This is a genomic window from Xanthomonas sp. CFBP 8443, from assembly GCF_025666195.1.
GTDB lineage: Bacteria > Pseudomonadota > Gammaproteobacteria > Xanthomonadales > Xanthomonadaceae > Xanthomonas_A.
In genome coordinates this window covers 495,485-520,564 of record NZ_CP102592.1, presented here as the reverse complement: position 1 = coordinate 520,564, position 25,080 = coordinate 495,485, and the positions used below count along the sequence as shown (strand labels likewise).

At 68.7% G+C, this 25,080-nt stretch carries 23 protein-coding genes; 9 read left to right on the top strand and 14 right to left on the bottom strand.

Going from position 1 to position 25,080, the window contains the following annotated elements; genetic code table 11:
* Positions 1-49: 49 nt before the first annotated feature.
* Complete coding sequence (locus NUG20_RS02100) at positions 50-268, top strand: hypothetical protein (RefSeq protein ID WP_263396820.1); 219 nt, start codon at positions 50-52, stop codon at positions 266-268.
* A gap of 119 nt (positions 269-387) precedes the next feature.
* On the opposite strand, the gene glpK is transcribed toward NUG20_RS02100, so the two are convergent.
* The 4 genes from glpK to NUG20_RS02080 form a co-directional block, all read right to left on the bottom strand.
* A complete protein-coding gene (glpK, locus tag NUG20_RS02095; protein ID WP_263396819.1) occupies positions 388-1,887 on the bottom strand; it encodes a glycerol kinase GlpK in 1,500 nt (499 codons plus the stop codon).
* Between the two features lie 96 nt (positions 1,888-1,983).
* A complete protein-coding gene (locus NUG20_RS02090; protein WP_263396818.1) occupies positions 1,984-2,802 on the bottom strand; it encodes an MIP/aquaporin family protein in 819 nt (272 codons plus the stop codon).
* A 176-nt stretch (positions 2,803-2,978) separates the two neighbouring features.
* Positions 2,979-4,490 carry a glycerol-3-phosphate dehydrogenase gene (gene glpD / locus NUG20_RS02085; RefSeq protein ID WP_263396817.1) on the bottom strand — a complete coding sequence of 504 codons (1,512 nt, stop codon included), beginning with the start codon at positions 4,488-4,490 and terminating at the stop codon, positions 2,979-2,981.
* Between the two features lie 335 nt (positions 4,491-4,825).
* Complete coding sequence (locus tag NUG20_RS02080) at positions 4,826-5,698, bottom strand: DeoR/GlpR family DNA-binding transcription regulator (protein WP_263396816.1); 873 nt, start codon at positions 5,696-5,698, stop codon at positions 4,826-4,828.
* Positions 5,699-5,971: 273 nt separating this feature from the next.
* Here NUG20_RS02080 and NUG20_RS02075 point away from each other — a divergent pair, with 273 nt between their 5' ends.
* Positions 5,972-6,445, top strand: coding sequence for a YehS family protein (locus tag NUG20_RS02075; protein WP_263396815.1), 474 nt, complete (start codon positions 5,972-5,974; stop codon positions 6,443-6,445).
* Between the two features lie 475 nt (positions 6,446-6,920).
* Here the strand turns inward: NUG20_RS02075 and NUG20_RS02070 are convergent, their stop codons facing one another.
* Positions 6,921-7,418, bottom strand: a complete 498-nt coding sequence (locus NUG20_RS02070) for a hypothetical protein (protein ID WP_263396814.1) — start codon at positions 7,416-7,418, stop codon at positions 6,921-6,923.
* Between the two features lie 768 nt (positions 7,419-8,186).
* On the opposite strand from NUG20_RS02070, the gene NUG20_RS02065 reads away from it, so the two are divergent.
* Complete coding sequence (locus NUG20_RS02065) at positions 8,187-9,005, top strand: HDOD domain-containing protein (protein ID WP_263396813.1); 819 nt, start codon at positions 8,187-8,189, stop codon at positions 9,003-9,005.
* A gap of 129 nt (positions 9,006-9,134) precedes the next feature.
* On the opposite strand, the gene NUG20_RS02060 is transcribed toward NUG20_RS02065, so the two are convergent.
* The 3 genes from NUG20_RS02060 to NUG20_RS02050 all read right to left on the bottom strand — a co-directional run bounded on the left by NUG20_RS02060 (position 9,135) and on the right by NUG20_RS02050 (position 12,334).
* Positions 9,135-10,523, bottom strand: a complete 1,389-nt coding sequence (locus NUG20_RS02060) for an FAD-containing oxidoreductase (RefSeq protein ID WP_263396812.1) — start codon at positions 10,521-10,523, stop codon at positions 9,135-9,137.
* Positions 10,520-10,984 (bottom strand): DUF4126 domain-containing protein, encoded by a 465-nt coding sequence (locus NUG20_RS02055; RefSeq protein WP_263396811.1) that lies wholly within the window; start codon positions 10,982-10,984, stop codon positions 10,520-10,522. Before NUG20_RS02055 ends, NUG20_RS02060 begins: the two co-directional genes overlap by 4 nt.
* Before the next feature lie 147 nt (positions 10,985-11,131).
* Entirely contained in the window at positions 11,132-12,334 is a 1,203-nt protein-coding gene (locus NUG20_RS02050; protein WP_263396810.1) for an exodeoxyribonuclease III, read from the bottom strand.
* A gap of 76 nt (positions 12,335-12,410) precedes the next feature.
* Here NUG20_RS02050 and NUG20_RS02045 point away from each other — a divergent pair, with 76 nt between their 5' ends.
* The 3 genes from NUG20_RS02045 to NUG20_RS02035 all read left to right on the top strand — a co-directional run bounded on the left by NUG20_RS02045 (position 12,411) and on the right by NUG20_RS02035 (position 13,844).
* Entirely contained in the window at positions 12,411-12,608 is a 198-nt protein-coding gene (locus NUG20_RS02045) for a hypothetical protein (RefSeq protein ID WP_263398369.1), read from the top strand.
* Positions 12,609-12,809: 201 nt separating this feature from the next.
* The gene (locus NUG20_RS02040; protein WP_263396809.1) at positions 12,810-13,298 is read left to right on the top strand and encodes a hypothetical protein; all 489 of its coding nucleotides are present in this window, start codon (positions 12,810-12,812) and stop codon (positions 13,296-13,298) included.
* 189 nt (positions 13,299-13,487) lie between these two features.
* A complete protein-coding gene (locus NUG20_RS02035) occupies positions 13,488-13,844 on the top strand; it encodes a DUF1428 domain-containing protein (RefSeq protein WP_263396808.1) in 357 nt (118 codons plus the stop codon).
* A gap of 105 nt (positions 13,845-13,949) precedes the next feature.
* Here NUG20_RS02035 and NUG20_RS02030 read toward each other — a convergent pair whose 3' ends face one another.
* Entirely contained in the window at positions 13,950-16,100 is a 2,151-nt protein-coding gene (locus NUG20_RS02030; protein WP_263396807.1) for a TonB-dependent siderophore receptor, read from the bottom strand.
* Positions 16,101-16,325: 225 nt separating this feature from the next.
* On the opposite strand from NUG20_RS02030, the gene NUG20_RS02025 reads away from it, so the two are divergent.
* On the top strand, positions 16,326-17,159 hold the full coding sequence (locus NUG20_RS02025) for a lysophospholipid acyltransferase family protein (protein WP_263396806.1): 834 nt from the start codon (positions 16,326-16,328) through the stop codon (positions 17,157-17,159).
* Between the two features lie 199 nt (positions 17,160-17,358).
* On the opposite strand, the gene NUG20_RS02020 is transcribed toward NUG20_RS02025, so the two are convergent.
* The gene (locus NUG20_RS02020; RefSeq protein WP_263396805.1) at positions 17,359-18,090 is read right to left on the bottom strand and encodes a hypothetical protein; all 732 of its coding nucleotides are present in this window, start codon (positions 18,088-18,090) and stop codon (positions 17,359-17,361) included.
* A gap of 225 nt (positions 18,091-18,315) precedes the next feature.
* Here NUG20_RS02020 and NUG20_RS02015 point away from each other — a divergent pair, with 225 nt between their 5' ends.
* Positions 18,316-19,053 carry a ThuA domain-containing protein gene (locus NUG20_RS02015; protein ID WP_263396804.1) on the top strand — a complete coding sequence of 246 codons (738 nt, stop codon included), beginning with the start codon at positions 18,316-18,318 and terminating at the stop codon, positions 19,051-19,053.
* Positions 19,054-19,428: 375 nt separating this feature from the next.
* On the opposite strand, the gene NUG20_RS02010 is transcribed toward NUG20_RS02015, so the two are convergent.
* Positions 19,429-19,812 carry a DUF4124 domain-containing protein gene (locus NUG20_RS02010; protein ID WP_263396803.1) on the bottom strand — a complete coding sequence of 128 codons (384 nt, stop codon included), beginning with the start codon at positions 19,810-19,812 and terminating at the stop codon, positions 19,429-19,431.
* 257 nt (positions 19,813-20,069) lie between these two features.
* On the opposite strand from NUG20_RS02010, the gene NUG20_RS02005 reads away from it, so the two are divergent.
* A complete protein-coding gene (locus tag NUG20_RS02005; RefSeq protein ID WP_263396802.1) occupies positions 20,070-22,160 on the top strand; it encodes a TonB-dependent siderophore receptor in 2,091 nt (696 codons plus the stop codon).
* A gap of 270 nt (positions 22,161-22,430) precedes the next feature.
* On the opposite strand, the gene NUG20_RS02000 is transcribed toward NUG20_RS02005, so the two are convergent.
* The 3 genes from NUG20_RS02000 to NUG20_RS01990 all read right to left on the bottom strand — a co-directional run bounded on the left by NUG20_RS02000 (position 22,431) and on the right by NUG20_RS01990 (position 25,018).
* Entirely contained in the window at positions 22,431-23,006 is a 576-nt protein-coding gene (locus NUG20_RS02000; protein WP_263396801.1) for a hypothetical protein, read from the bottom strand.
* Between the two features lie 177 nt (positions 23,007-23,183).
* On the bottom strand, positions 23,184-23,846 hold the full coding sequence (locus tag NUG20_RS01995; RefSeq protein WP_263396799.1) for a CPBP family intramembrane glutamic endopeptidase: 663 nt from the start codon (positions 23,844-23,846) through the stop codon (positions 23,184-23,186).
* Between the two features lie 260 nt (positions 23,847-24,106).
* Positions 24,107-25,018: a LysR family transcriptional regulator gene (locus tag NUG20_RS01990; RefSeq protein ID WP_263396798.1), complete on the bottom strand. Its 912-nt coding sequence runs from the start codon at positions 25,016-25,018 to the stop codon at positions 24,107-24,109.
* Positions 25,019-25,080: the final 62 nt, after the last annotated feature.

The following is a 25,080-nucleotide window of genomic DNA, read 5'->3' as shown; positions in this document are numbered from 1 at the left end:
CGGCCGCGGCGCGCACCGTGCGTCCTCGATCCGATGCACAGAGACGCACATGCAGATGCACAATCCCAATCCCGGCCAGGATCCGCAGCAGCCGCCGAACGAGGTGCCGGGCCAGGTCCCGAATCCGGGGGTGGATCCGACGCCCGACCGGCCGGTGGATCCGATCCCGGACCAGCCGATCGATCCGACCATCCCGCCGATCAGCGATCCGGTCGGCGATGTCGCCGCCCCGGTGCCGGGGCCGCGCGGGCCGACGCAGTACGTCTAGCGCCGTCCCGAAATCTGGAAACCCTGTAGGAGCGGCTTCAGCCGCGACCGGGCCTTATCGGTAAGGCCCCGGTCGCGGCTGAAGCCGCTCCTACAGGGAGCAGCGCGACGCCTCGCTGCTCAGCGGATGCGGAAGCCCATCGTCGCTTCCACCGCCTGCTTCCAGCCGGCGTACAGTTCCTCGCGGCGTTCGGCCGGCATGCTCGGTTCGAAGCGGCGGTCCACCGCCCATTGCTGCGCGATCTCGGCGCGATCCTTCCAGAACCCCGTCGCCAGGCCGGCCAGGTAGGCCGCGCCCAGCGCGGTGGTTTCGGCCACTTCCGGGCGCAGCACCGGCACGTCGAGGATGTCGCTCTGGAACTGGGCCATGAAGTCGTTGCTGATCGCGCCGCCGTCGGCGCGCAGCTCCTTCAGCTCGATGCCCGAATCGACCTGCATCGCGGTCAGCACGTCGCGGGTCTGGTAGGCCATCGATTCGATCGCGGCGCGGATGAAGTGTTCCTTGGTGGTGCCGCGGGTCAGGCCGAACACCGCGCCGCGGATGTCGCTGCGCCAGTACGGCGCGCCCAGGCCGACGAAGGCCGGCACGAAGTACACGCCGTCGTTGTCGCCGGCGCGCTCGGCGTAGGCTTCCGAGTCGCTGGCCTTGCCGAACATGCGCAGGCCGTCGCGCAGCCACTGCACCACCGACCCGGCGACGAAGATCGCCCCTTCCAGCGCGTACTCGACCTTGCCGTCCACGCCCCAGGCGATGGTGGTGAGCAGGCCGGTGTTGGACGCGACCGCCTTCTCGCCGGTGTTCATCAGCATGAAGCAGCCGGTGCCGTAGGTGTTCTTGGCCATGCCCGGCTCGAAGCAGGCCTGGCCGAACAGTGCCGCCTGCTGGTCGCCGGCGATGCCGGCGATCGGCACTTCGTGGCCGTAGAAATACTGGCCCTGGGTGGTGCCGTAGACCTCGCTGGAGGAACGCACCTCGGGCAGCATCGAGGCGGGGATGTCGAGCATCTGCAGCAGTTCCTCGTCCCAGCGCAGCTCGTGGATGTTGTACAGCAGCGTGCGCGAGGCGTTGGTGTAGTCGGTCACGTGGACCTTGCCGGCGGTGAGGTTCCAGATCAGCCAGCTGTCGATGGTGCCGAACGCCAGTTCGCCGCGCTGCGCGCGTTCGCGCGCGCCCTCGACGTGGTCGAGGATCCACTTGACCTTGGTGCCGGAGAAATACGCATCGATCAGCAGGCCGGTCTTGGCCCGCACCATGTCCTCGTGGCCGGCGGCCTTGAGCTGTTCGCAGATGTCCTTGGTCTGCCGCGACTGCCAGACGATGGCGTTGTAGATCGGTTGGCCGGTGGCGCGGTCCCACACCACCGCGGTCTCGCGCTGGTTGGTGATGCCGATGCCGGCGATCGCGCTGGCGTCCACCTGCTGGTTGTTCAACAGCTCGGTGATCGTGGTGTAGACGCTGGTCATGATCTCGCGCGGGTTGTGCTCCACCCAGCCCGGCTGCGGGAAGATCTGCCCGAACTCGCGCTGCGCCATGCCGACGATGTGGCCCTTGCGGTCGAACAGGATCGCGCGCGAACTGGTGGTGCCCTGGTCGATGGCCAGGATGAATTTCTTTTCCATCGGTGACTCCTGCGGGGTCGTGAAGGCGCGCGCCGCGGCGGCGCCTGGAATGTCGGGGGAACGTGCCGGCGACGCCGGCACGCGGGGCGCGTCGGCTCAGGCCTGGCGCGCTGCCGCTTCTTCCTCCAGCGCTTTGACCCGCGCCGGCAGGAACGGATAGATCAACCATTGGTAGGCCGCGCCGCCGACCACGCCTCCGATCAGCGGGCCGACGATCGGGATCCACCAGTAGCTGTTGGCCGACGGCAGCGCCGAAGAGCCCCAGCCGGCGAAGTAGGCGAACAGGCGCGGCCCGAAATCGCGCGCCGGATTGATCGCCCACGCTTCCAAATAGCCCATCGAAGCGCCGATCGTCGCCACCAGCAGGCCGATCATCAGCGCGCCGGAATTGGCGGTGGGCGCGGCCTCGTTGTAGCGCTCGGTGATGGCGAAGATGCCGAAGATCAGGAACGCGGTCAGGATCACCTGGTCGCGCAACGCATGCATCGGCGTGATCGCCAGGCCCGGTGCGGTGAAGAACACGCCGGCCGCGCCGCCCGCCTCGCGGGTCAGCTGATGGGCCTGGTTGTAGTGGTCGATCACCGGCGCGAACAGCAGGTAGACGATGCCCGCGCCGAGGAACGCGCCGATCACCTGCGCCGCCCAGTACGGCAGCACCTTCTTCCACGAGAACCCGCGGAACACGGCCAATGCCAGCGTCACCGCCGGGTTGGCGTGGGTGCCGGAGACCGAGCCGGTGGCGTAGATCGCGATCGTCACCGCCAGGCCCCAGGCGATGCACACGCCCCAATAGGCGTTCTGGTAGGGACTGGGGTCGTACAGCACGTACATGCACGCCACCGAACAGCCGAAGGCGATGATGATCACCATCGCCACCGCCTCGGAAATCAGTTCGCCCAGCAGTTGCCGGTTCATGCGCGCGGCTCCCGCGCTGCTGCTGCCGTCTTGCCGATCATGCCGCTCGTCGTCTTCATGCCTGCCACCCTCCACGGTCGTTTCCAGGTTCGCGCGCAGCGGCGGATGCCGATGCGCGCGGCGATTGCGCAGCGCGGCCGGCGCCCACGACGGGCACGCCAACCGCGCTGCTTGCCTCATGCGGGCGCGGCGGCCGTGGCCGGCGCCCGTTGCAGATAGTCGGCCAGGCGCTGGCGGCCGGCCGCGTCGATGCGCAGGCCGAGCTTGCTGCGGCGCCACAGCAGGTCGTCGGCCTGGGTCACCCATTCGTGTTCGCGCAGGTAGTCCACTTCCGCCTGGTACAGGTCGGCGCCGAAGTGTTCGCCCAGTTGCTGCAGCGAAGTGGCCGCGCCCAGCAGCAGTTCGGCGCGGGTGCCGTAGTTGCGCGCCAGCCGCGCGGCGGTGGTCTCGGCCAGCCACGGCCGCGCCGCGCGCAGTTCCTGCGCCAAGGCGCGGATGTCGCGGCGTTCGCCGCCGGGCAGCGGCGCGCCGCGCGCGGTCCACGCCGGCGCCTTGCGCCCGGCGTGCGCGACCAGCCGGTCCACCGCTTCCTCGGCCAGCTTGCGGTAGGTGGTGAGCTTGCCGCCGAACACGTTGAGCAGCGCCGCGCCGTGGTCCGCGTCCAGTTCCAGCAGGTAGTCGCGGGTGACTTCGGCGGCGTTGTCCTCTTCGTCTTCGAGCAGCGGGCGCACGCCGCTGTAGCTCCACACCACATCGCTGGGCGCGATCTGCTTGAGGAAGTAGCGGTTGGCGGCGTCGCACAGGTAACGCGTTTCCTCGGCATCGATCTTCGGTGCGGACGGATCGGCGCGGTAGTCCACGTCGGTGGTGCCGATCAGGGTGAAGTCGTGCTCGTAGGGGATCGCGAACACGATGCGCCGGTCCGGCTGCTGGAAGATGTAGGCGTGGTCGTGTTCGAACAGCCGCGGCACCACGATATGGCTGCCCTTGACCAGGCGCAGCGCGTGGTCGTGCCCGACCTTGGCCACGTCGTCCAGGAACTGCACCGCCCACGGTCCTGCGGCATTGACCAGCGCGCGCGCCTGCACGTCCTGGCGGCGGCCGTCGGCGTGCTGCAGCGCCACCTGCCACAGGCCGTCGGCGCGGCGCGCGGAGACGCAGCCGGTGCGGGTCAGGATCCTGGCGCCGCGCTGCGCCGCATCCATCGCATTGAGCGCCACCAGCCGCGCGTCCTGCACCCAGGCATCGGAATAGACGAAGCCGGTGCGGAATTCTTCGCGCAACGGCGCGCCGACCGGGTCCGAGCGCAGCGCCATGCGCTTGGAGCCAGGAAGGGTGCGGCGGCCGCGGCCGAGATGGTCGTACAGGAACAGGCCGGTGCGGATCATCCACGCCGGGCGCAGGTGCGGCTGGTGCGGCAGCAGGAAGCGCAGCGGCCAGATGATGTGCGGGGCCAGGCGCAGCAGCACCTCGCGCTCGGCCAGCGCCTTGCCGACCAGGGCGAACTCGTACTGCTCCAGGTAGCGCAGCCCGCCGTGGATCAGCTTGGTGCTGGCGCTGGAGGTGTGCGAGGCCAGGTCGTCGCGTTCGCACAGGCACACCGACAAGCCGCGGCCCACCGCGTCGCGGGCGATGCCCACCCCGTTGATGCCGCCACCGACCACCAGCACATCGTAGATCTCGCTCATTGCCTGACTCCGGAAGCTCGTGTCCCGGGCCGGCAAGCGCTAGGCCGGCGCCGAAGGACGAAAAGATCGTAAACGAACATTTCCGAACATATCACGCTGCAGTGCAGCGCAGCGTGGGCGAACGCGGCCGAAGTCTGCCGTCCAGCAAAGGAAATTCAAGGCGCTGCAGGCGCCATGGCCGCGATCTGCGGCGACAGCCAGCACGCTTTAACGTCACAATAACGAAATAATACGAACATAAACGTACACATAACAGCTCGCAGCATACGCAGCGTAGTTGGCTGGCTTCCGGATCGGCTCACGGCGCGACCGCTTCTTGCTTACCGCGCAGGCACTCAGTCCGCAGCGCCCTGGCCCGCGGCCACCGCCTCCGCTGCATCCGCACCTGCGTCGTCGCTGTCGGCGACGAACACGCGGGTGCCGGCCTCGGCCAGCACCGCAGCCAGTTCCGGCGGGGGCGCGCGATCGGTGAACCACGCCTGGACCCGCGCGATCGAGCCCAGCCGGACCATCGCGTTGCGCCCGAGCTTGCTGTGGTCGGCGGCCAGGAACACCTGCCGCGAGTGCTCGATGATGGCCTGCGCCACCCGCACCTCGTGGAAATCGAAATCCAGCAAGGTGCCGTCCGGATCGATGCCGGAGATGCCGATCACGCCGAAATCCACCTTGAACTGGCGGATCAGCTCGATCGTGGCCTCGCCGGTGACGCCCTGGTCGCGGCCGCGCACGCGCCCGCCGGCGACCATCACCTCGAAGCTCGGGTTGGCGCTCATCATCACCGCCACGTTGAGGTTGTTGGTGATCACCCGCAGCCCGCTGTGCCCCATCAGCGCGCGCGCCACGTCCTCGTTGGTGGTGCCGATGTTGATGAACAGCGAGGCGTCGTCGGGAATGTGCTGCGCCAGCAGCGTGGCGATGCGCCGCTTTTCCTGCGCCTGCAGCGTCTTGCGCGCGGTGTAGGCCAGGTTCTCCACGCTCGAGGGCAGGCTGACGCCGCCGTGGTAGCGGCGCAGCACGCCGGCCTCGCACAGCAGCGCCAGGTCGCGGCGAATGGTCTGCGGGGTCACCTCGAAGCGCGTGGCCAGCCCGTCCACCTCGGCATAGCCCTGCTGCCGCACCAGCGCCACCAGCTGTTCCTGGCGCGGATTGAGCGCGGGCACCGCGCTCGGCTTGGGAGTCGTATTGTCCATGCGCCGATGATGGCGCATGCGCGCGCGGATGCAAACGCTGGTGGGGCGGCGACGCCGCAGGCCTGACCCTGATCGCCGCACGCGTACGGCGCAGCGCACCAAGCCGAGGTCGCGTCGCGCACGCTGCCCGGGAACGTGCGGACGCCGTGCGCGCCACCGGTCTTCGGCACGCATCGCGCAGTCGCGACGGCGTGCATGACGAGGCGCGGCGGCGGCGCGGCCTACTCGCGACGGATGACACGGCCTAGACTACGCACCCCGCCGGACGCCACCGGCAGCACCGGACCGGCCATGATCGCCAACGACGTATTGCGCTCCATCCGCTACATGCTCGACCTGAGCGACCAGATGATCGTGGACACGGTCCACCTCGCCGACCCCGCCTTCCCGATCGACAAGAGCGAAGTGCCCGCCTACCTGAAGAAGGAAGACGAGGACGGCTTCGTCGCCTGCAGCGACCCGGTCCTGGCGCACTTCCTCGACGGGCTGGTGTTCCACTACCGCGGCCGCGACGAGACGCTGCCGGCGCGCCCGGTGGAGACCCGGGTCACCAACAACGTGGTGCTGAAGAAGCTGCGCGTGGCGTTCCAGCTCAAGGACGTGGACATGCACCAGATCTTCGCCGACGCCGGCTTCCCGGTCTCCAAGCCGGAACTGTCGGCGCTGTTCCGCCAGCCCGAGCACAAGAATTTCCGCCTGTGCGGCGACCAGCTGCTGCGCAATTTCCTCAAGGGACTGACGCTGCGGATTCGTGCCGCGGGGTGAGGCCGGTGAAGCGAAGCGCGTCGTAGCGGCAACAGGCGCTATGGTGCGTGGCGCCGATCTGCTTCCTGTCGGGGCTTCAGCCACGACCATGTTCGGCGCTCCGGCGCCCGCGGATCGCGCGGCGACCGACTGTCAGCATCGTACCACCAACGCGGCCATCTTCGGCAGGTAATGTCTTGCAACTGCCGCGCCTCGGTCGCGATTGATTGCCGAAGCCAGGTGGAAACGCCGTGCCGGCGGTGCATTTTTTTTCGGCACTTCTGTGCCCACACTGCCCGAGGCCGGTGTGGATCGCCGCTTCGTTCGTCGCGACTGAAGTCGCTCCCACAGGGGGCGGGCCGGCCGTATGCGCCGTAGAAATGGCTCTAGGCGGCCTCGGGCTATCAGCTCCCGTCGGCGGCAGAAGGCGCCTTCCCTGCCGCTGCCTCGGTCGCGATTGAAGCCGCTTCTGCAAGCTACGCGAGAGGCGCGGCGCTCAGCGGATCCGGTACACCCGCGCCTTCGGCAGGTCTTCGTCGACCTGCAGGAACCAGCGCCCGGCGATGCCGGGCACGACCTTGATCGCCGGCGAGGCCAACGCGGTGCGCAGGGTCATGCTGCCCTTGAGCACCTTCCACTGCTGGCCGTTGTCGAGCACGAACACGGTGCCCGGCGCCCAGCCGGCGACCTCGCCCTGCACGTGGGCGCTGATCGGGCCGTCGTCCAGGCCGATCATCATGCCCTGCTCGGGGGCGCCGTCGCCGCCGGCCGCGGCGATCGCCGGCGCCGCCGCGGACCGCGCCGGGGCCTGCGCCGCGTCGCGGGCATCGGCCTCGCGCAACAGGCGATTGAGCGTGGCCAGCTGGGTCGGGGTCAGCCCGGCCTCGCGCAACTGCTCGGCACTCAGCCGCCGCTCGATCTCCACATATCCCGACTGCGCCAGCGCAGCCGGTGCCGCCAAGGCGCACACCAGCGCCAGCACCACGTATTTCATCGTTCGATCCTGCCGCCTGCGCGGATGAGAAAGGCGCGCGGCCCAATGGGCCGGCTGCCCAGTTCGGCGAGTTTGGGTCAGTTCGGTGACAACGGGATGACATCCGCCGCCGGCCGTCAGGGCAGAGGCTTGCCCAGCAGCGAAGGCGGCTGCCACCGCCCTTCGGCGTGTCGCGACGACTGGCCACGTCGATCGCATCGCATCCGCGCTGCCGGCGTTCTCGCTCGCGGCCTCCACGGCGTTCTGGCAGCAATGAGCACGGGCCGCGCGAGGCGCGCCGCGGCAGGAAATCGCCGACCGGCCAACACTCGCAGTCCTGCGCGTGCCCGCGTCCACACACGCATCTTTCAATCCAGGCATCGATGGCCGACGCCAGGTCTCAGCGGTTTCCATCGAGAAGCCTGTCGCGACCGATCTCGATGTCGCCTGGTCGCCCGCAGCGTCGTCTCTGCCGCGGGCCACGCGATCGCACGCTCGGCGGCAATCGGCGGCGACGCAGATCGCTGCGCAGCGGTTGCGGAGCGAGGCGCTGTCCAGCGGCGCCCGGTTCGCCGCGGATTGTCCGCAGCGGCCAGGACCGCTGCCGCGGCGCGTTGTTCACACGCCTCGCAGCGTGTCCAGTCGGCATCGTCAGGACGGACCATACCCTGTGGTGTGCACGCCGCACGCCGCGATTCGGTCTACGATGCGCGGGATTCGCCATCCATGGCGGGCACCGCCCCCTCTCTGCGCCGGCGATGTCCCTTCCCGTTCCGCGTTGAGGTCTCCATGAAACTAGAGGTGCTGTTCGACCAGTTGCACACCCTGCCGACCATCCCCAAGGTGGCGCAGGAGCTGATCCTGCAATTCGACAATCCCACCACCAGCCTGGACAGCGTGGCGCGCAGCATCGAGCGCGACCCGGTGATCGCGGCCAAGGTGCTGCGCCTGGCCAACTCGGCGCGCTTCCGCGGCGCGCGCGAGTCGACCAGCGTCGAGGACGCGGCGCTGCGCCTGGGCTTCAACACCTTGCGCACGCTGGTGCTGGCCTCGTCGATGACCGACGCGTTCCATGCGCCGGCGCATTTCGACCTGCGCGCGTTCTGGCTGCACAGTTTCGAGGTCGCGGGTATCTGCCGACTGCTGGCCAAGCAGAAAGGCCTGGACACGGAAACCGCGTTCACCTGCGGGATGATGCACAACATCGGCGAGCTGCTGATCCAGACCGGCGCGCCGGACTATGCCGCGCAGCTGCATCCCGACGCCTCCTCCAGCGGCCGCGCCGCCGACGAGACCGTGCAGTTGGGCTTCGGCTATCCGGAAGTGGGCGCCGAGCTGGCGCGCCGCTGGCACCTGCCGCAGGTGATCCAGACCGCGATCGCCTACCAGGCACGGCCGCTGCAGGCGCCGGAAGGCGAACCGATGCCGCGCGTGGTGGCGCAGGCGGCGCTGGTCGCCGATGCGCTGGAGCGCCTCGGCGGCGCGACCCCGGAGGCGCGGCAGGCGGTCAGCGGCCCGCTGCTGGACGACGTGGACCTGGACGCGCTGTTCGCCGCGCTGCCGGAGGTGATCGAGGCCGACCGCGCGTTCACCGAGATGCTGCGCTAGACGTTGCTCGCCGCGTCTTCGGCAACGAAGACGATCGGCTCCACTGTAGGAGCGGCTTCAGCCGCGAACGGGCGTTACCGGTAACGCCGCTCGCGGCTGAAGCCGCTCCTACATTTTTTCGCGACGGCGCTAGCCGCCCTCAGCCTCTGCCCGCAGCGCGCCGACCACGCTCGGCCACAGTTCCGACACGGTCGGATGGATCGGCACCGCCCATTGCAGCGTCTCGAACGGCTGCTCGGCATTGATCAGGTCGAGCACGCCATGGATGGCCTCGTCGCCGTTGATGCCGAGGATCGCCGCGCCGAGGATGCGGTGGGTCTGCGCGTCGGCCACCAGTTTCATGAAGCCGGCGGTCTCGCCGTTCTCGCGCGCGCGCCCGACCTGGGTCATCGGCCGCTTGGCGAACAGCAGCGGGCGGCCGCTGGCGCGCGCCTGCGCCTCGGTCATGCCGACCCGGCCCAGCGGCGGATCGGTGTACAGCGCATAGCCGGGCACGCGCTGCGAGACGCGGCGTTGGCCGCCGTCGAGCAGGTTGGCGGCGACGATCTCGTAGTCGTTGTAGGCGGTGTGGGTGAACGCGCCGCGGCCGTTGCAGTCGCCCAGCGCCCACACGCCGGCGGCGCTGGTCGCCAGTTGCTCGTCCACCTGGATGTAGCCGCGCGCGTCGGTGGTGATGCCGGCGCGGTCCAGGCCCAGGTCGTCGGTATTGGGCTGCCGCCCCATCGCCAGCAGCACATGGCTGGCGACCACTTCCGGCGCGCCCTCGTGGCAATCCACCTGCACCGCCACGCCCTGCGCATGCGGCGCGAACGCGATGCACTGCGCGCCGGTCCGCACCGCCACGCCCTCGCCTTCCAGCACCGTGCGGATGCAGGCGGACACGTCCTCGTCCTCGCGCGCGATCAGCCGCGGCTGTTGCTCGACCACGGTCACCTGCGCGCCGAGGCGGCGGAAGATCTGCGCGAATTCCAGGCCGATGTAGCTGCCACCGATCACCGCCAGGTGCCGCGGCACCTCCTGCAACTGCAGGATCGAGGTGTTGGTCAGGTAGGCGATCCGTTCCACGCCGGGCAGCGCCGGCACGTGCGCGCGGCCGCCGACGTTGAGGAAGATCTTCGGCGCGGTGATGGACTCCTCGCCCACGCGCAGCCGCTGCGGCGCCTCGAAGCGGGCATGGCCGCGCAACAGGGTCAGCCCATGCATGCCGCCCAGCCACTGCTCCAGATTGTCGCGCGCGCTGTGCGTCACCGCATGCGCGCGCGCCATCACCCGCGCGATGTCGATGCCGACGTCGCCCTGCAGCTGCACGCCGTAGTCGGCCGCGCGCCGCGCCAGGTGCGCCACGCGTGCGCTGGCGACCAGGGTCTTGGTCGGCATGCAGCCGGTGTTGACGCAGGTCCCGCCGACCAGCTGCCGCTCGACCAGCGCCACCTGCATGCCGGCCGCGACCAGGCGCGCCGCCAGCGACGGACCGGCCTGGCCGGCGCCGACCACGATCGCGTCGAACGCGCGGCTCATCGCAGCAGCGCCATCGCCAGCACGCCCAGCGCGATCGCCGCCGCATCCTCGAGCAGCGCGGCCGGCAGGTCGCGACCGAAGCGTCGCGCCATCGCCGCGCGCGCCGCCGCACCGCCGAGCGTGCCGAGCACCGCGCCCAGCGCGCCGGCGACCATCGCCGCCACCCACAACCCGCCCGCCATGCCCACCGCCGCGCCGCACAGCGCGCCCATCGCGATGCGCGTGCCGAACTGCACCGGCACCTTGCGGCTGGGCGTGCCCGGCAACTGATCGGTGACGAGTTCGCCGATGGCCAGCAGCGACACGATCCACGGTGTGAAGCGCCACCCCAGGAACGCCAGCGGCGTCCCGACCAGCGGCAGCACGCCCAGGCTGGCGGCCCAACTGACCACCGCCGGCGCGGTCATGGCGCGCAGGCCCGCGACGATCCCGATCAACAGCGCGACGACGAGCAGGCTCATGATGGCGACTCCGGCAGCTGGCGTAGGGACATCCGGGACAACCTGGCGCACGCGGCGCACAGCGCGCGGCGGCGACGCTCGAGTATAGGCACGACTGCGGCGCGCCCGCCATGCGATGCCGATTTGCGCACGCGCATGCAATGCGGGTCAGGAAGGCTTGGCCGGCCTGGTTCGCTTGGCGGCCTTGGCCGGTTTCTTCGCCGCCCTGGTCGGTGCAGCGGGCTTGACGGCGTTGGCGGGCCTGGGCGACGGCGCTGGCTTGGGCGGTTTTGTCGGTTTTGTCGGTTTTGTCGGTTTTGTCGGTTTGGTCGCCTTGGTCGCCTTGGTCGCCCGGGTTGTCTTGGTCGACTCGGCAGCTCCACCTGCCCTGGTCGCGCTGGCCGTTTTCGTCGGCTTGCTCGATGCGCTCGGTTCGGCCGTTTTCCTCGCTTTCGCAGACCGCGTTGGCTTGTCGGCCTGCGTTGACTCGTCCGACTTCGCGGCCTCCACGGCCTTCGCGATCCTGCCGGTTTTCGCCGAGCGGCTTGTCGCATCGGCGCCCGGCGTGACAGCGTCGTCGCGCTGCGCCAGCGCCTTCAGCGTGACCCAGGTCGGCGCATGATCGCTGGCATGCGGCAGGTCGCGTACCCAGCGGTCCACGCCGGCGTCGCGCAGGCGCGCGGCCAGCGGCGGATTCAGCAGCAGGTGATCGATACGCAGCCCAGCGTTGCGTTGCCAGTGCTGGCGGAAATAGTCCCAGAACGTGTAGATCCGCGCATCGCCATGCACCTTGCGCAGACTGTCGGTCCAGCCCTGCGCGAGCAGTTCCGCATAGGCCTGGCGGCTCTCCGGCTGCAGCAGCGCGTCGCGCCGCCACGACTTGGGATCGTAGATGTCCTCGTCGGTCGGCACCACGTTGAAATCGCCGATCAAGGCCACCGGATGCGGCAGCGCGACCAGTTGCTGCGCATGCCGCTGCAGCCGCGCGAACCAGTCCAGTTTGTAGTCGAACTTCGGCCCCGGACGCGGATTGCCGTTGGGCAGGTACAGGCAGCCGACCAGCACCCCATGCGCCATCGCCTCCAGGTAGCGGCTCTGCGTATCGCGCGCATCTCCCGGCAGGCCGCGCCGGCTTTCCACCGGATCGCTGCCCTTGGCCAGGATCGCCACCCCGTTCCATGCCGATTGCCCCAGCCACAGTGCGCCGTAGCCGGCGGCATGGATCTCGTCGATCGGGAAGCCCGCATCCACGCTCTTGAGCTCCTGCAGCCCGACGATGTCCGGCGCCTCGCGCCGCAGCCACTCCAGCAACTGCGGCAGGCGGCTGCGGATGCCGTTGACGTTGTAGGTGGCGATCTTGAGCGTCTTCATCGCGTGCGCCATTGCAGAACCGGCCATCACCTTGCCCAAGCTAGGCTCGGCGCATCGTGAAAACCGGGAGCGCCGCATGACCCCACTGGACAAACCGTTGCGCCGGGAACTGGAGATCGACGGCACGACCTATACGCTGACCATCGACCCGGACGGCCTGAAACTCACCGAAAAAGGCCGTCGCAAGGGCCTGGCGTTACGCTGGAGCGAGTTGGTCAGCGGCGACGCCGCCCTGGCCACCGCCCTGCAGGCCTCGCTCGCCGCCGCCAAGTGAGCAGCGTCGCGCCGCCGCCCGCATGCTGCGCGGCAGCGTAGACAAAGCGCCGCCATCCCGCGTCGGGCGGCCAGCGGCAGGATGCCAACCGCCATGGGCAGTGGTATTTTTCGATCGGCCAGCAGCGAGCAAGGAGCAGGACGGATGCGAGCGAACAGTGGAACGTGGCGCGGGCGGGGCCTGCACCCGGGATCGGAGGACGTGCAGTCCCAGCGCAAGCAGCCGCCGCTCCCACGCTGGAAGCACACGCTGTCGGCGGGCGCGCTGATCCTGGCGGCGCTGCCGCTGATCGCGCCGGCCGGCAATGCCGACACCCCGCAGGACACGCTGCAGATCGCGACCAGGACCCGCCATGCGCCGGGAACGCCGCAATGGCGCCAGATCCACGACTGGCTGGCACAGCACCTGACCGCCATGGACGGCAAGCCCAAGGGCGATCCCGAGCGGCTCGGCACCATCACCCTGGCCTACAGCACGACCAAACCGATGACGACCGGCCCGATCCCGCAGCCCGTCCCCCTGCCTGCGACCGGCATGCCCGGCGACACCATCGGCATCGCGTCGTGCGCGCAGGGCCAGCTGCAAACGTGGAACTACGTCATCGACGACAGCCAGGACCATCGCTGGATCCTGCAGTCCTACTCGCTGAAGCAGGCCGCCTCCTGTCCGGATAGCGCCCGCCAGGGCTGACGCGCTGCATCCGCCGCAGAGGCGACGCTGGCAGGCGCGTTCGCTGCGGCGCGTATCGAACGGGTTCATACGGACCCAGTGCCGCGGCAGACACCATCGCCACCGCGGCATCGCTTGTCGATTTCCCGCCCTCTCGCACGTCGTATCCAGCAAGGCGCCCATTCCGGCGCGCCGAACCCCGGAGGTTCCATGTCGTATGTCGATGGTTTCGTACTGGCGGTGCCCACCGCCAACAAGGAGAAGTTCCTGGAACACGCCCGCGTCGATTCGGTGTTCATCGAGCACGGCGCGCTGCGCGTACTCGAATGCTGGGGCGACGATGTGCCGCACGGCCAGCAGACCGACTTCTTCCGCGCAGTGGAGGCCAAGGACGACGAGACGGTGGTGTTCTCGTGGATCGAGTGGCCGGACAAAGCCACCCGCGACGCCGGCATGAAGAAGATGATGGAGGACCCCCGCATGGATCCGGCGGTCAACCCGATGCCGTTCGACGGCAAGCGCATGATCTACGGCGGCTTCGTGCCGGTGCTGGAATTGAAGAAATAAGGCGCAAGCGACGACGCGCGACGACCGCTGCGCCGCCACCGCGGCATGCGGTTCGCGCATGCCGCTGCATGCCGCGCTGCGACGACGACGCAGCGCGGCGGCGGCTCAGAACCTGTAGCTGAAGCTCAGCGTCGCGCTGCGCCCGGCGGCGTAGTACAGGTTGCTGTACTCGTCCAGCACGAAGTACTTGCGATCCAGCAGGTTGCTCGCGTTGAGCTGCAGCGACGCCTGCGCGTTGACGTCGTAGCGTGCCATCGCACCGAGCAGGGTCACCGAGGCCTGGTCCACACGCTGCGGGCCGTCGGGGCCGTCCACCGCGGCGTGGCTGGCGGACTGCCAGTTGGCGCCGCCGCCCACGGTGAGCCGGTTCCATGCGCCGGGCAGCCGATAGGTGGTGAACACGCGCACCAGCGTGCGCGGCAGCGCGGTGCGCAGGTCGGCGCCGTCCGGGCCTTCCAGTTCGAAATGCGACCAACCGAACGACGCGCTCCAGCCTTCGCTCAGTTCGCCCGACGCTTCCAGCTCGAAGCCGCGCGAGCGCGTGCCGTCCACCGCCACGAAGGCCTGGGTCAGGCCGTCGGGCAGGGTCTGCCCGACCTCGGCCTCGGCCACGTTGTCCTGGCGGGTGTCGAACAGCACCAGCGCGGTGTTGAGGCGGCCGTCGAAATGGCGGCCCTTGATCCCGATCTCGCGGCTGCTGCCGAGTACCGGATCGAGGAAGCTGCCGTCGCGGCGCCGGTTGTCCTGCGGATCGAAGATCTCGGTGTAGCTGACGAACGCCGAATACACCGGGGTGATCGCATAGACCAGCCCGGCATAGGGCACGGTCTTGCGGTGGTCGTGGCGGAACACGCCGCTGTAGAGGTCGTCGGTGTCGTTCTTCCAGCGGCTGTAGCGGGCGCCGACGATCAGCGTCAATGGCTCGGCCAGCGACAGGCGCGCGGCGGCGTAGGCGCCCTGCTGGTCGGTGCGGATGTCGGTGGCCTTGTCGGCATCGGCGGCGAACTGCGGAAACGGATAGCGGCCGTCCCACTGCAGGAAATCGCCGACCGGCGCCAGCGCCTCGGTGGCGTTCACCCATGAGCGCTTGCTGTAGCGCGAACCGCTCAGGCCCAGCACCAGCTCGTGCTCGCGGCCCCACGCGCGGAACGGCCCGGATGCGTACACGTCCACCATGTTCTGCAGGCCGCGGTCGCGGCTGCGGTAGGCGGACGGCTCCACGGTCTCGCCGCTGACGCGGTTCGGGAACCCGTAGACGTAGAACAGCGCCATGTCGCCGTCGGTGGCGCGGTGGCTGGCCAGCGCGCGCAGCAACCAACCATTGCCGAACGTGTGCTTGAGATCGGCGAAGGCGGTGGCGGTGGTGGTGTTCCAGAAGGTCCAGTCCGCGGCGCTGCTGAAACCGCGCGGCCATTCCAGGAAACTGCCATCGTCGTAGAACACCGGGTAGGTGCCCCAGGTCACGCCCTGCGGCCGGTTCTTCTGGTAGTCGTAGCCCACGCTCAACGTGGTGGCGGCGCCGAGGTCGGCATCGACCACGCCGTACAGCACGGTCTTCTCCTTGCTGTAGCGGTCCAGGTAGGAATCGCCCTGCTCGTAGGCGCCGACCACGCGGCCGCGCACGCTGCCGTCGGCCGCCAGCGGCGCGGCGACATCGGCGGTGCCGCGCCAGGTGTCCCACGACCCCGCGCTCAACGATGTCTCGGCCTGCAGCGTGCGGCTGTCGGCGCGCTTGCGCACGAAGTTGATCGTCGCCGACGGGCTGCCCGCACCGGTGAGCAGGCCGCTGGCCCCGCGCAACACTTCGATGCGCTCATAGATGGCGGTGTCCAGGCTGGCGTCGGCCGATCCGGAATTCAGCCCGGGCGCCACCGGCACGCCGTCGTAGGCCATGTTCTCCACCGGAAATCCGCGCGCATAGAACAGCACGCGCTCGGTGTCGTAGGCGTTGGACGACACGCCGGTGACGTTGTCGAGCACATCGCGTACCGAGGTCAGGTGCTGGTCTTCGATCCGCTGCGCAGTGACCACGCTGATCGACTGCGGCGTCTGCTGCGGCGTCAGCGACAGGCGCGTCGCCGCCGCGGTCTGCTCGACCGTGTACGACCGTTCGCGTTCGGCCTTGACGTTGATCGCGTCCAGCGTGGTCGGATCGGCGCCGGCGTCCGGCTGCGCCGCGGCCGACAGCGCGATGGACAGGCCGACCGACAACACGCTCAGGCGCACGGCAGCGCCGCGAAGATGGAAAACGGACATGGGAAAACCCCTGGGATGAAGTGAGCCACAGGCAGGCGGCCTGTGCGGATTCTCACGACTGGGGCTGGCGATGGAACACGGCTTGCGCGTCGTCAAGTCCGCGTAGTTTACCTCAGGGTCTGGCGTCCACTGCCAGGGGGACGCGGCGCTGCCTGGCCAACGGCGGCGGCGAGATCGCGGGGTAAACTGCGCCCTGCCTCCAGCGCCGCCCACGCCCTCCACGCCATGCCTCCTGCCCACCCGCGGCCAGCGTCGCGCTCCCTTCTCGCCAGCGTGCGCAGCGTCGCCAGGCTCGCCATCTTCGTGTTCATCAGCGCGATCCTGCTGCCGCCGCAATGGCTGCTGATGCGCTTCACCCGCGGACGCATCGCCTTCGTGCTGCCGCGACTGTGGTTCGCCTGCCTGCGCACGCTGCTGGGCATCCGCGTCGAGCGCGTCGGCGTCCCCCGCAGCGGCGGCGGCACGCTGTTCGTCGGCAACCATCTCTCGCATTTCGACATCGTGGTGCTGGGCAGCTTGCTGCACGCACGCTTCATCGCCAAGAACGACATGGAGCGCTGGCCGGGAATGCGGCATCTCGGCGCACTGGCGCAGACCGTGTTCATCAGCCGCCGCCGGACCGACGCCGCCCATGTGGCCGCGGCCGTCGCCGCGCAGATCCGCCCCGACCATGACGTGGTGCTGTTCGCCGAAGGCACCACCTCCTCCGGCGAGCGCGTGGCCCCGTTCAAGTCGAGCCTGTTCTCGCTGTTCCTGGGTGGTGACGCCGACACCCGGCCATGGACGCTGCAACCGTTCACCCTGGACCTGCTGTCCGTCGACGGCCGCAGCCTGGCGCACGGCGGCGAGCGCGACGCCTACGCGTTCTACGGCACGATGCAGGCCGGCACCCACGTCGCACGCTTCCTGCGCCTGTCCGGCGCCGTGGTGCGGGTGACCTTCCACGCGCCGATCGCGATCGGCCACGACGCGGACCGCAAGGCGCTGGCGCGGCAGGTGCATGCGATCGTGGCGTCGGCGCTGGTTGCCGGCCAGGCGCCAGACGCGCCGCCAGGCTGACGCGGAAGTGGTTGATGCTGGCGGCCGGTGCGTGAGTGCGAAGCTGCGAAGGCGCGCCTACAACAGCTTGCGATAGCGTCGGGAAGGCATTGCAGGGGGGCTGCGGCCGCTCCGGTCGCCCAAGGTTTCTGTCGCGGCTGAAGCCGCTCCTACAGGGGCGAGTGGGGGCGCTTCGTTCGTCGCGACGGATGGCCCGAGGCTACTTTGCCGCCTCGCACAGCTTGCGGTTGAACCAGGTGGACTTGGCGATCGGCAGATAGCTGTCCCAATCGCTTGGCGGCAGCATGCTGCCGTTCTTGTCCAGCTCCTGCTGCAGCGAATCCTCGTCGCGACTGGCGCCGGCGATGGTGCTGTCCAGCGCGGCCAGGCAGTCCTTGGGGCGGCCCAGGCGCAGCAGGGCGATGGCGCGATCGTTGGCGAAGCGGTCGCGCTCCAGCCAGTTGAAGAACGTGCCGCACTCCTTGCCGAATGCATCCATGCCCGCCAGCGCGGCCGCATAACGCTTGCCGCGATAGTCGGCCAGGTACGCCGAGCGTCGCTTGCCGCTCGCCGCCGCGGTGCAGCCTGGCGGCAACGCCAGGTACTCGCCGTCGAAGCCGGCGCGCGCGCCGCAATAGTCGCGGCAGCTGTCCTCGGTCAGGGGCGTCGCCTCGAACCCGCCAGGCGTGCGCTTGAACGACACGCGGCACGGCGTGTCGCTGCCATCGGTGGCCTCGGCGATCTCGCCACGCAGCGTCCCCGACAGCGCGCAGGTATGGCCGTTGGCGCCCACCGCCTCGATCTCGAACTGGCGGACGCCGCCCTGCCCGCTGATCTGCAGGCTACCCCAACCGTCCTTGGTGCCGTACTCGACCGGCGCCGGCGTGGCCGCTGCGGCGCCGAACGCGGCCATGCACAGCAGCACCGCGGTCCACTTGCATCGTCCTGACATCGCGTGTCCAAGCTCGGGAAGGGAGAGGAATTCTGCTTCATCTTGCGCACCGCCAGCCAGCGTGCCAGAACTCTCCGCGGTCGGCGTTCGGGCCCTGCATGCACGAAAGCGCCTTCGGCTGCGGCGCACGCCGGCGCGACGCGCGTGTAATCTTGGGCAAGGCGCACGCCGATCCCATCCGCGATCCCGCTCCCCGCCGGCCGGCATCCGAGGCAGAATCCCATCATGCACCCGCTCGCCTTCCCGCTCGTCACCCTGCTCGCCGGCGTCGTCGCCGCCGCACCCGCGCCGACGCCGACGCCGACGCCGGAACGCATGCTGATCTTCAGCAAGACCGCCGGCTTCCGTCACGAGTCGATTCCCACCGCGGTAGCGACGCTGCGCCAGCTGGCGAGCGAAGAGGGCTTGGTCGCCGACCACAGCGAGGACGCGAACGACTTCACCGCAGCCAACCTGGCCCGCTATCGCGTGGTGGTCTTCGCCAGCACCACCGGCGAGATCCTCGACCCGGCGCAGCAGCGCGCCTTCGAAGGCTTCGTGCACAACGGCGGCGGCTTCGTCGGCGTGCACTCGGCCGCCGACACCGGCTACACCTGGCCGTGGTACGGGCGCCTGGTCGGCGCATGGTTCAAGGGCCATCCGCCCGGACTGCAATCCACCCGCGTGCAACCCGAGCGCGACGGCCGCCCCGACGGCGCGTCCTGGCCGATCCGCGACGAGATCTACGACTACCGCAGCAACCCGCGCGCCCAGGTGCAGGTCATCGCCACTGTGGACGAAGGCCTGTACGAAGGCGGCAGCATGGGCGCGGACCACCCCATCGCCTGGTGCCACGGCTTCGACGGCGGCCGTGCCTGGTACACCGGCCTGGGTCACGACGCGGCGGTGTACGCCGACCCGAATTTCCTGGCGCAGCTGCGGCAGGGCGTGCGCTATGCGGCCGGCCAGGCAGCGCCGTGCTGATCGGCGCTGCCTGCGCCGCCAGATCGCCGCGATACCGCCGCTCGTGATGGTATCGGCCACACGCTCCAGGACTTTGCCGCATTCCATCGTGCGGCAGACGGCATCGTCCCAGCGGTCACGGGGCTCATGTGCAGCACTTGTCCGAGCGGAACCGCGTTTCCGCCTGGGATGTCACGGCTCTCGCGTCGGCCGCAGCGGCGTGGATTGCTGCGCACGTTGAGGAACTACTCGCGATTGCCCGCGCGCCTTCGGCCGGGATCGCGGCCGTGCACGCCGATGTTGGGTCCTTGAAGCGGATTGCAGCCGCCCATGACGCTCGCTGCCGCTCCAGACCGGCAGCTCACACCGTCGCTGCCGCGGCGCGGCGCCGCCGATTCACTTGCAGGCTTGGGTCACGGCTTTCTCGACCGCCTGCATGAAATCGCGATCGTCTTTCATGGCCGGGTCGTTGCGGGCGCTGTCGCGCACGTGCCTGGCGCGCGTGCAGGCTTCCGGACCCGGCGCGCGCACCGAGCTGATCAGGCTCGCGCCGAAGCTGGGCTCCTGGCCGCTGCCGGAAGGCGCCTGTTGGCCGTTCTGGCCGGCAGGCGGTTGCGATGCCCGTTGCGGGCCTTGGCCGCCGGCAGGCGCAGCGGACGCCGCGGTCTCCCATCGCTTCTGCTCGGTGCCGTTCGCGCAGGGCACGGACTGGTACACCGTCCCGAGCTTGGGATCCTTGCATTTGTAGGCCGACTGGGCCGACGCCGGCAGCGCCAGCATGCACAACAAAGCCGCAAGTATCCTGACCATGGCGCCCCTCCCCCCCAGGAAAAACGCGAGCTTACACGACTGGCTTGCGCGGGCAGCCGCGCTCGCGGGAGCAACACTACGACCTCCCCACGAGAATCCTGCGATGTACCGAACAGCTTGCGCCGGCGGTCCAGCCGCACTCCTGGTGGTCGCCAAGCAGCCCAAAAGACGCGAGCCCTCCCCCATTCAGCTACCATATGAGATTAACTCTCATTCCGGAATCGGTCATGTCCTTGCGTCCCCGTCCCAACCGCCTGCCTCTGGCCATCGCGTTTGCATTGGGCCTGGCGAGCCAGTCGGCGGCCGCACAGGACGCGGAAACCGATCCGGTCACGCTGGACCAGATCTCCGTCTACGGGCGCGTGACCAGCGACACGACGCTGCAGATTCCGCAGACCGTGGACGTGATCGATCGCGCCATGATCGAGGCGACCGGAAGCGAAACCGTGGGCGATGCGCTGCGCTTCGTGCCGGGCGCCTCGCGCGACGGCTCCACGCTCGATGCGTTCGGCGACACCTACCTGATCCGCGGCTTCGCGGCCAACCAGACCGTCAACGGCATGACCGCCAACGCCTTGCGCCAGGCACGCGACGCGGTCGCCATCGAACGCATCGAAGTGCTCAAGGGACCGGCCTCGGTCCTGTACGGGCAGCTGCAGCCGGGCGCCGTGGTCAACATCGTCACCAAGCAGCCGGAAAGCGTCTGGGGCTTCGAGGGCGCGGTGAAGTACGCGCGTTTCGACGACTGGCGCGCCACCGTGGATCTCACAGGCCCGCTGTCCGCCGACGGCTCCGTGCGCTTCCGCGTCACCGGCGCCTTCGACGACAGCAAGTCGTTCGTGGATTTCTGGAACCGGCAGCACCAGTTCATCGCGCCGTCGCTGGCTATCGATCTGGGCGAACGCACCACCGTGACGCTGGAGGCGTTCCACACCCGCAACCGCATCGAAGGCTTCTTCAACGGCGTGCCTGCCGAAGGCACCGTGCTGGCGAACCCGAACGGCCCGCTGCCGCGTTCGCTCAGCCTGGTCGATCCCACGTTCGATCCGTCCGTGCGCAGCAATACCGACGTCAGCGCGCGCCTGGAGCATCGCTTCAGCGACAGCGTCCGCTACCGCGCCGCGATCTCGTGGACGCGGGAAGAGGTCGACGAAGAGAACATCTTCGGCGTGCTCGGCTGGGACGAGCCGCAACGCACGCTGACCCGCGCGGTGCTCGATGGACAGAGTGCCGGCGAAGCATGGTCGGCGCACAACGACCTCGCCTGGCAGACCAGCACCGGCGCGATCACCCACGAGTTCGTGGCCGGCGGCGACTACACGCGCTTCAAACGCCACAACGCCAACACCACCGGGCTGGCCGACAGCCTAGACCTTTACGCGCCGGTCTACCAGTTCGACCGTAGGCCCGAGGTCGTCCCGCTCCCCTCGCGCAGCAGCACCAGCGAGGAAGCCATCCGCACCCTCGGCCTGTTCGCGCAGGACCGCATCGGCCTGACCGACACGTTGCGGGCGGTAGTGGGCGCGCGCTGGTCCACGTATCGGCAGGACACCGCCTCGCTGACGGGCCGGGGCGGCAGCGGCAGCTTCAAGCAGAAGCAGGACGCCTGGACCAGCCAGTTGGGCCTGCTCTACACGCCGCACGAGAACCTGGCCCTGTTCGCGAACCGCACCACCTCGTTCCTGCCGGTGTCCGGGCTGACCGCGAGCGGCACGCCGCTGGAGCCGGAAACCGGCGTGCAGTACGAAGTCGGCGCAAAGTCCTCGTTCTGGAATGGGCGGCTGGTGGCGACGGGCGCGTTGTTCCGGCTCGAACGCGAGCACGTGGCGGTCTCCGATCGCGACAATCCCAGCTCGCTCGCCGCCATCGGCAAGCAGCGCTCGGAAGGCGTCGACCTCTCCGCGCGGCTGGCCATGCAGGGCTGGACCGTGCAGACCGGCTACGCCTACACGCGCGCCAAGACGGTGGAAGACACCAACGCCACCCTGGTCGGCGCGCCCATCCGCAACGTGCCCAGGCACAGCTTCGTGCTGCAGAGCGACTACCGCTTCAGCGAGGGCGTCCTGAGCGGCCTGCGCCTCGGTGCGTCCTCCACCTACACCGGCACCCGCACCGGCGACGTGGACGGCAGCTTCGAACTGCCGTCGTACTGGCGCACGGACCTGTCGATGGACTACGAGATCAGTCGCCAGCTCACGATGGGCATGCGCATCGACAACGTGGCCGACAAGCGCGGCTACACCCACGCCTTCAGCACCTTCGAAGTCTGGCCGGACATCCCGCGCACCGCCAGCTTCACGGTGTCCTACCGCTACTAGGCTGCGGCGTGCGCCGGCTCTTGGCCGGCTGCATCGCAGGGCACCCTCGCGTTTGCGCGCGTGGCGTGCGTTGCCGTTACTGACTGTCTCGTCGCGCCGCAGTAAAAAATGAGCGCGTTTGAACCTGGATACGTGCCGGCAGTGGCATGCTACTCCGGAATTCCGTTCGACGCCCCTGATCTCTACCGTGGAGCAGAAGAACAGCGTGCAGGTCACCGCATTGGCTCCATCTGCACGAGCAACCGCTGATGCGTTGCACGCGAGGCAACATCACTCCAGGGGATTGCGCATGGGGCCGGACAAGAACTCGATCCTGACCGGCGCATCCAGCTTACGCCTCAAGGCCGGTATCCGACTGCTGTAGTCGCGGCGATCGAGCGTCTCGCTGTACACATGAAGCACGATATCCCCTGTGCGCTCATCGACAAAGATCCCTTGCAGTCCTGGAACCGTTTCGTACAGATCGGCGTGATGCCGTTTGATCTTTTCCCAAAGCTCATCGATGGTAGCCGGTGCTCCCATCTTTATCACGATGGGAAGCTCTCCCCTTGCAGTTGCCACGTTCGGCACGGGCGTCACCGGCGCCGAGCCCTTGAGCCGTATCACGAACTGCAGCGTTGGCATGTCTTCCCAGTACGCGCCCGCCAACCTACCGCTATAGCGGTCGACAATGCGGGACACCTGGGCCTGGGCATGCTCCTGCATATACAGCCTCCTGGCAGCCTCCTCCACCGGGATTCCCACGCTTTGGGCATAAGACGTTGCGGCCGCCACCTCATCCTCTGAAGAGCGCGCGACAGCCCCGCGAGGAAGCGCAAGCACTGCTGCTGCCAGCATCAGGATCATTGTTCTCACAGACGTCTCCCTGGCCCAATACGGCACTTGATGTCACGCCTCAGCAGCGGCCCGCCCAATCCGAAGCAGCTGCGACTCATACCTTCCGAGATCCGAATCGCGCCGCAGCGCACCATGGACCATGGTCCGGCGGAAGACGCTGCTCCGCGCCTTCTGTTGCGCCACATGCTAGGCATAAACCATCAGCGCGAGCAGGTCCATCAAGCCGTGGGCGATGATCGCGGGCCAGAGCCGGCCTGTGCGTGCGAACCACCATCCGAGGATCAGCCCCACCACGACCAATGAAATTGCGCCGATGGGGCCTTGGTACAAGTGATACGAGGCTCGGATCGCCGTACTGACGTTCACCGCGAACGCGCGGCTATGCCGTCGCTCCAACGCGCGTATCACATACGCGCAGACGAACACTTCCTCGAAAACGGGATTGACCAACGAGATCGCCACGATCGCGGCCAGCGACAGGTTGCTGGCGACCATGGCATCCATGGAGGGATTCACGCCCTCGGCCATGAACGCCCCGAGCAAGCTCAACGGATAGCACGCCGCGATGCATACGATCAGCAGTCCCAGTGCTTGCCAGATGTCCCGCCTCTGCCAATGGAGACCCAATGCCTGCGCACTCCATCCACGCAGCCACAGCGCCGGACCAAGCACCGCCATGACCAGCAGCTCATAGAAGACCATCGACCACAGGCTGGCTTCCGAGAAAGACGCATCGACCTCGGCCGCCAGCACCGCCGAAAAGCTCCAGTAGATGGGGAGCCCGAACGCGATCGCCACGACGACCAGCAACTCGCCCCATCCGGCAGATGACGTTTCGCGTCCTTGCATCGATGTCCTTTTGTTAGCCCTTGATCTCGCGGGAAGCGATATCAACCGCACGGGGCGGCGCTACAGACGTGTGAGATTTCAGGTAGTGGAGTTGCTGAGATGACGGGAAGGCGATCACACCGGGGTCCATCGAGCGTATCGGGCCCATTTGCACTTCGTTTCCCTTTCTCGAAAGTCTACGAAAATTGCGCCGCGTTTTCGACAGCACTACACAGCAGCGCATCTCCAGCACTCTTCCGAGAGCCCCAGCGTTTCATAATTCACTCCCCCGGATGTCCGAACTTCTCTGCGTACAGCTTGCTCAGCCAATCGACGAACACGCGAACCCGCGGCGACAGCTGGCGGTGCTGCGGATACATCGCCGACAGCGGGAAGTCCGGGCTCGGCCAGTCGGCCAGCACTTCGACCAGGCGTCCGTCCCGCAACTCGTCTTCGACATGGAAGCGCGGCAGCTGGATCAAGCCGCAGCCGCGCAGCGCGCAGATGACGTTGTTCTCGGCATCGTTGACCGACATCCACCCGTCGAGCGCGAACGCACGCACCTGGCCGCCGACGCGCAGGTCCAGGGTGTTGTCGGTGGCGCCGCCGCTCGAGAAGAACTTCACCACTTGATGCGCGGCAAGGTCGTCGGGATGGCGCGGCGTGCCGAAGCGGGCGAGATAGTCCGGGCTGGCGCAGACCACCTGCGGCATGATCGCCAACCGCCGCGCCACCAGCGAGGAGTCGCGCGGGGTGCCTGCGCGGATCACGCAATCCACGCCTTCGCGGACCAGATCGACCAGCCGGTCGCCGCTGCTGACGACCAGCTCGATGCCGGGATAGCGCGTCCGGAATTCGTCGATGCGCGGCAGCACGATCCGCGTCGCGTGCGTGCCGTGCATGTCCACGCGCAGGACGCCGCGCGGATTGGACGCGACCTGGCGCAACGAGGCTTCGGCGTCGTCCAGCTCGCTGAGCACGTGCACGCAGCGCGCGTAGAACGCCTGGCCGTCCAAGGTCGGGCGCACGGTGCGCGTGGTGCGGTCGAGCAGGCGGGTGCCGAGCCGGGCTTCCAGCGCCTTGATCGCGTAGGTGGCGGTGGCGCGGGGAATGTCCAACGCCGCCGCGGCTTGGCTGAAGCTGCCCAGCTCCACGATGCGGGTGAACAGGTGCAGCGAGTCGAAGCGGTCCATGGCCCGATTGTTGTCTGTCGTTGAATTGAGTTGGCAACTTAGCAGGATTTATCCCAATGGCG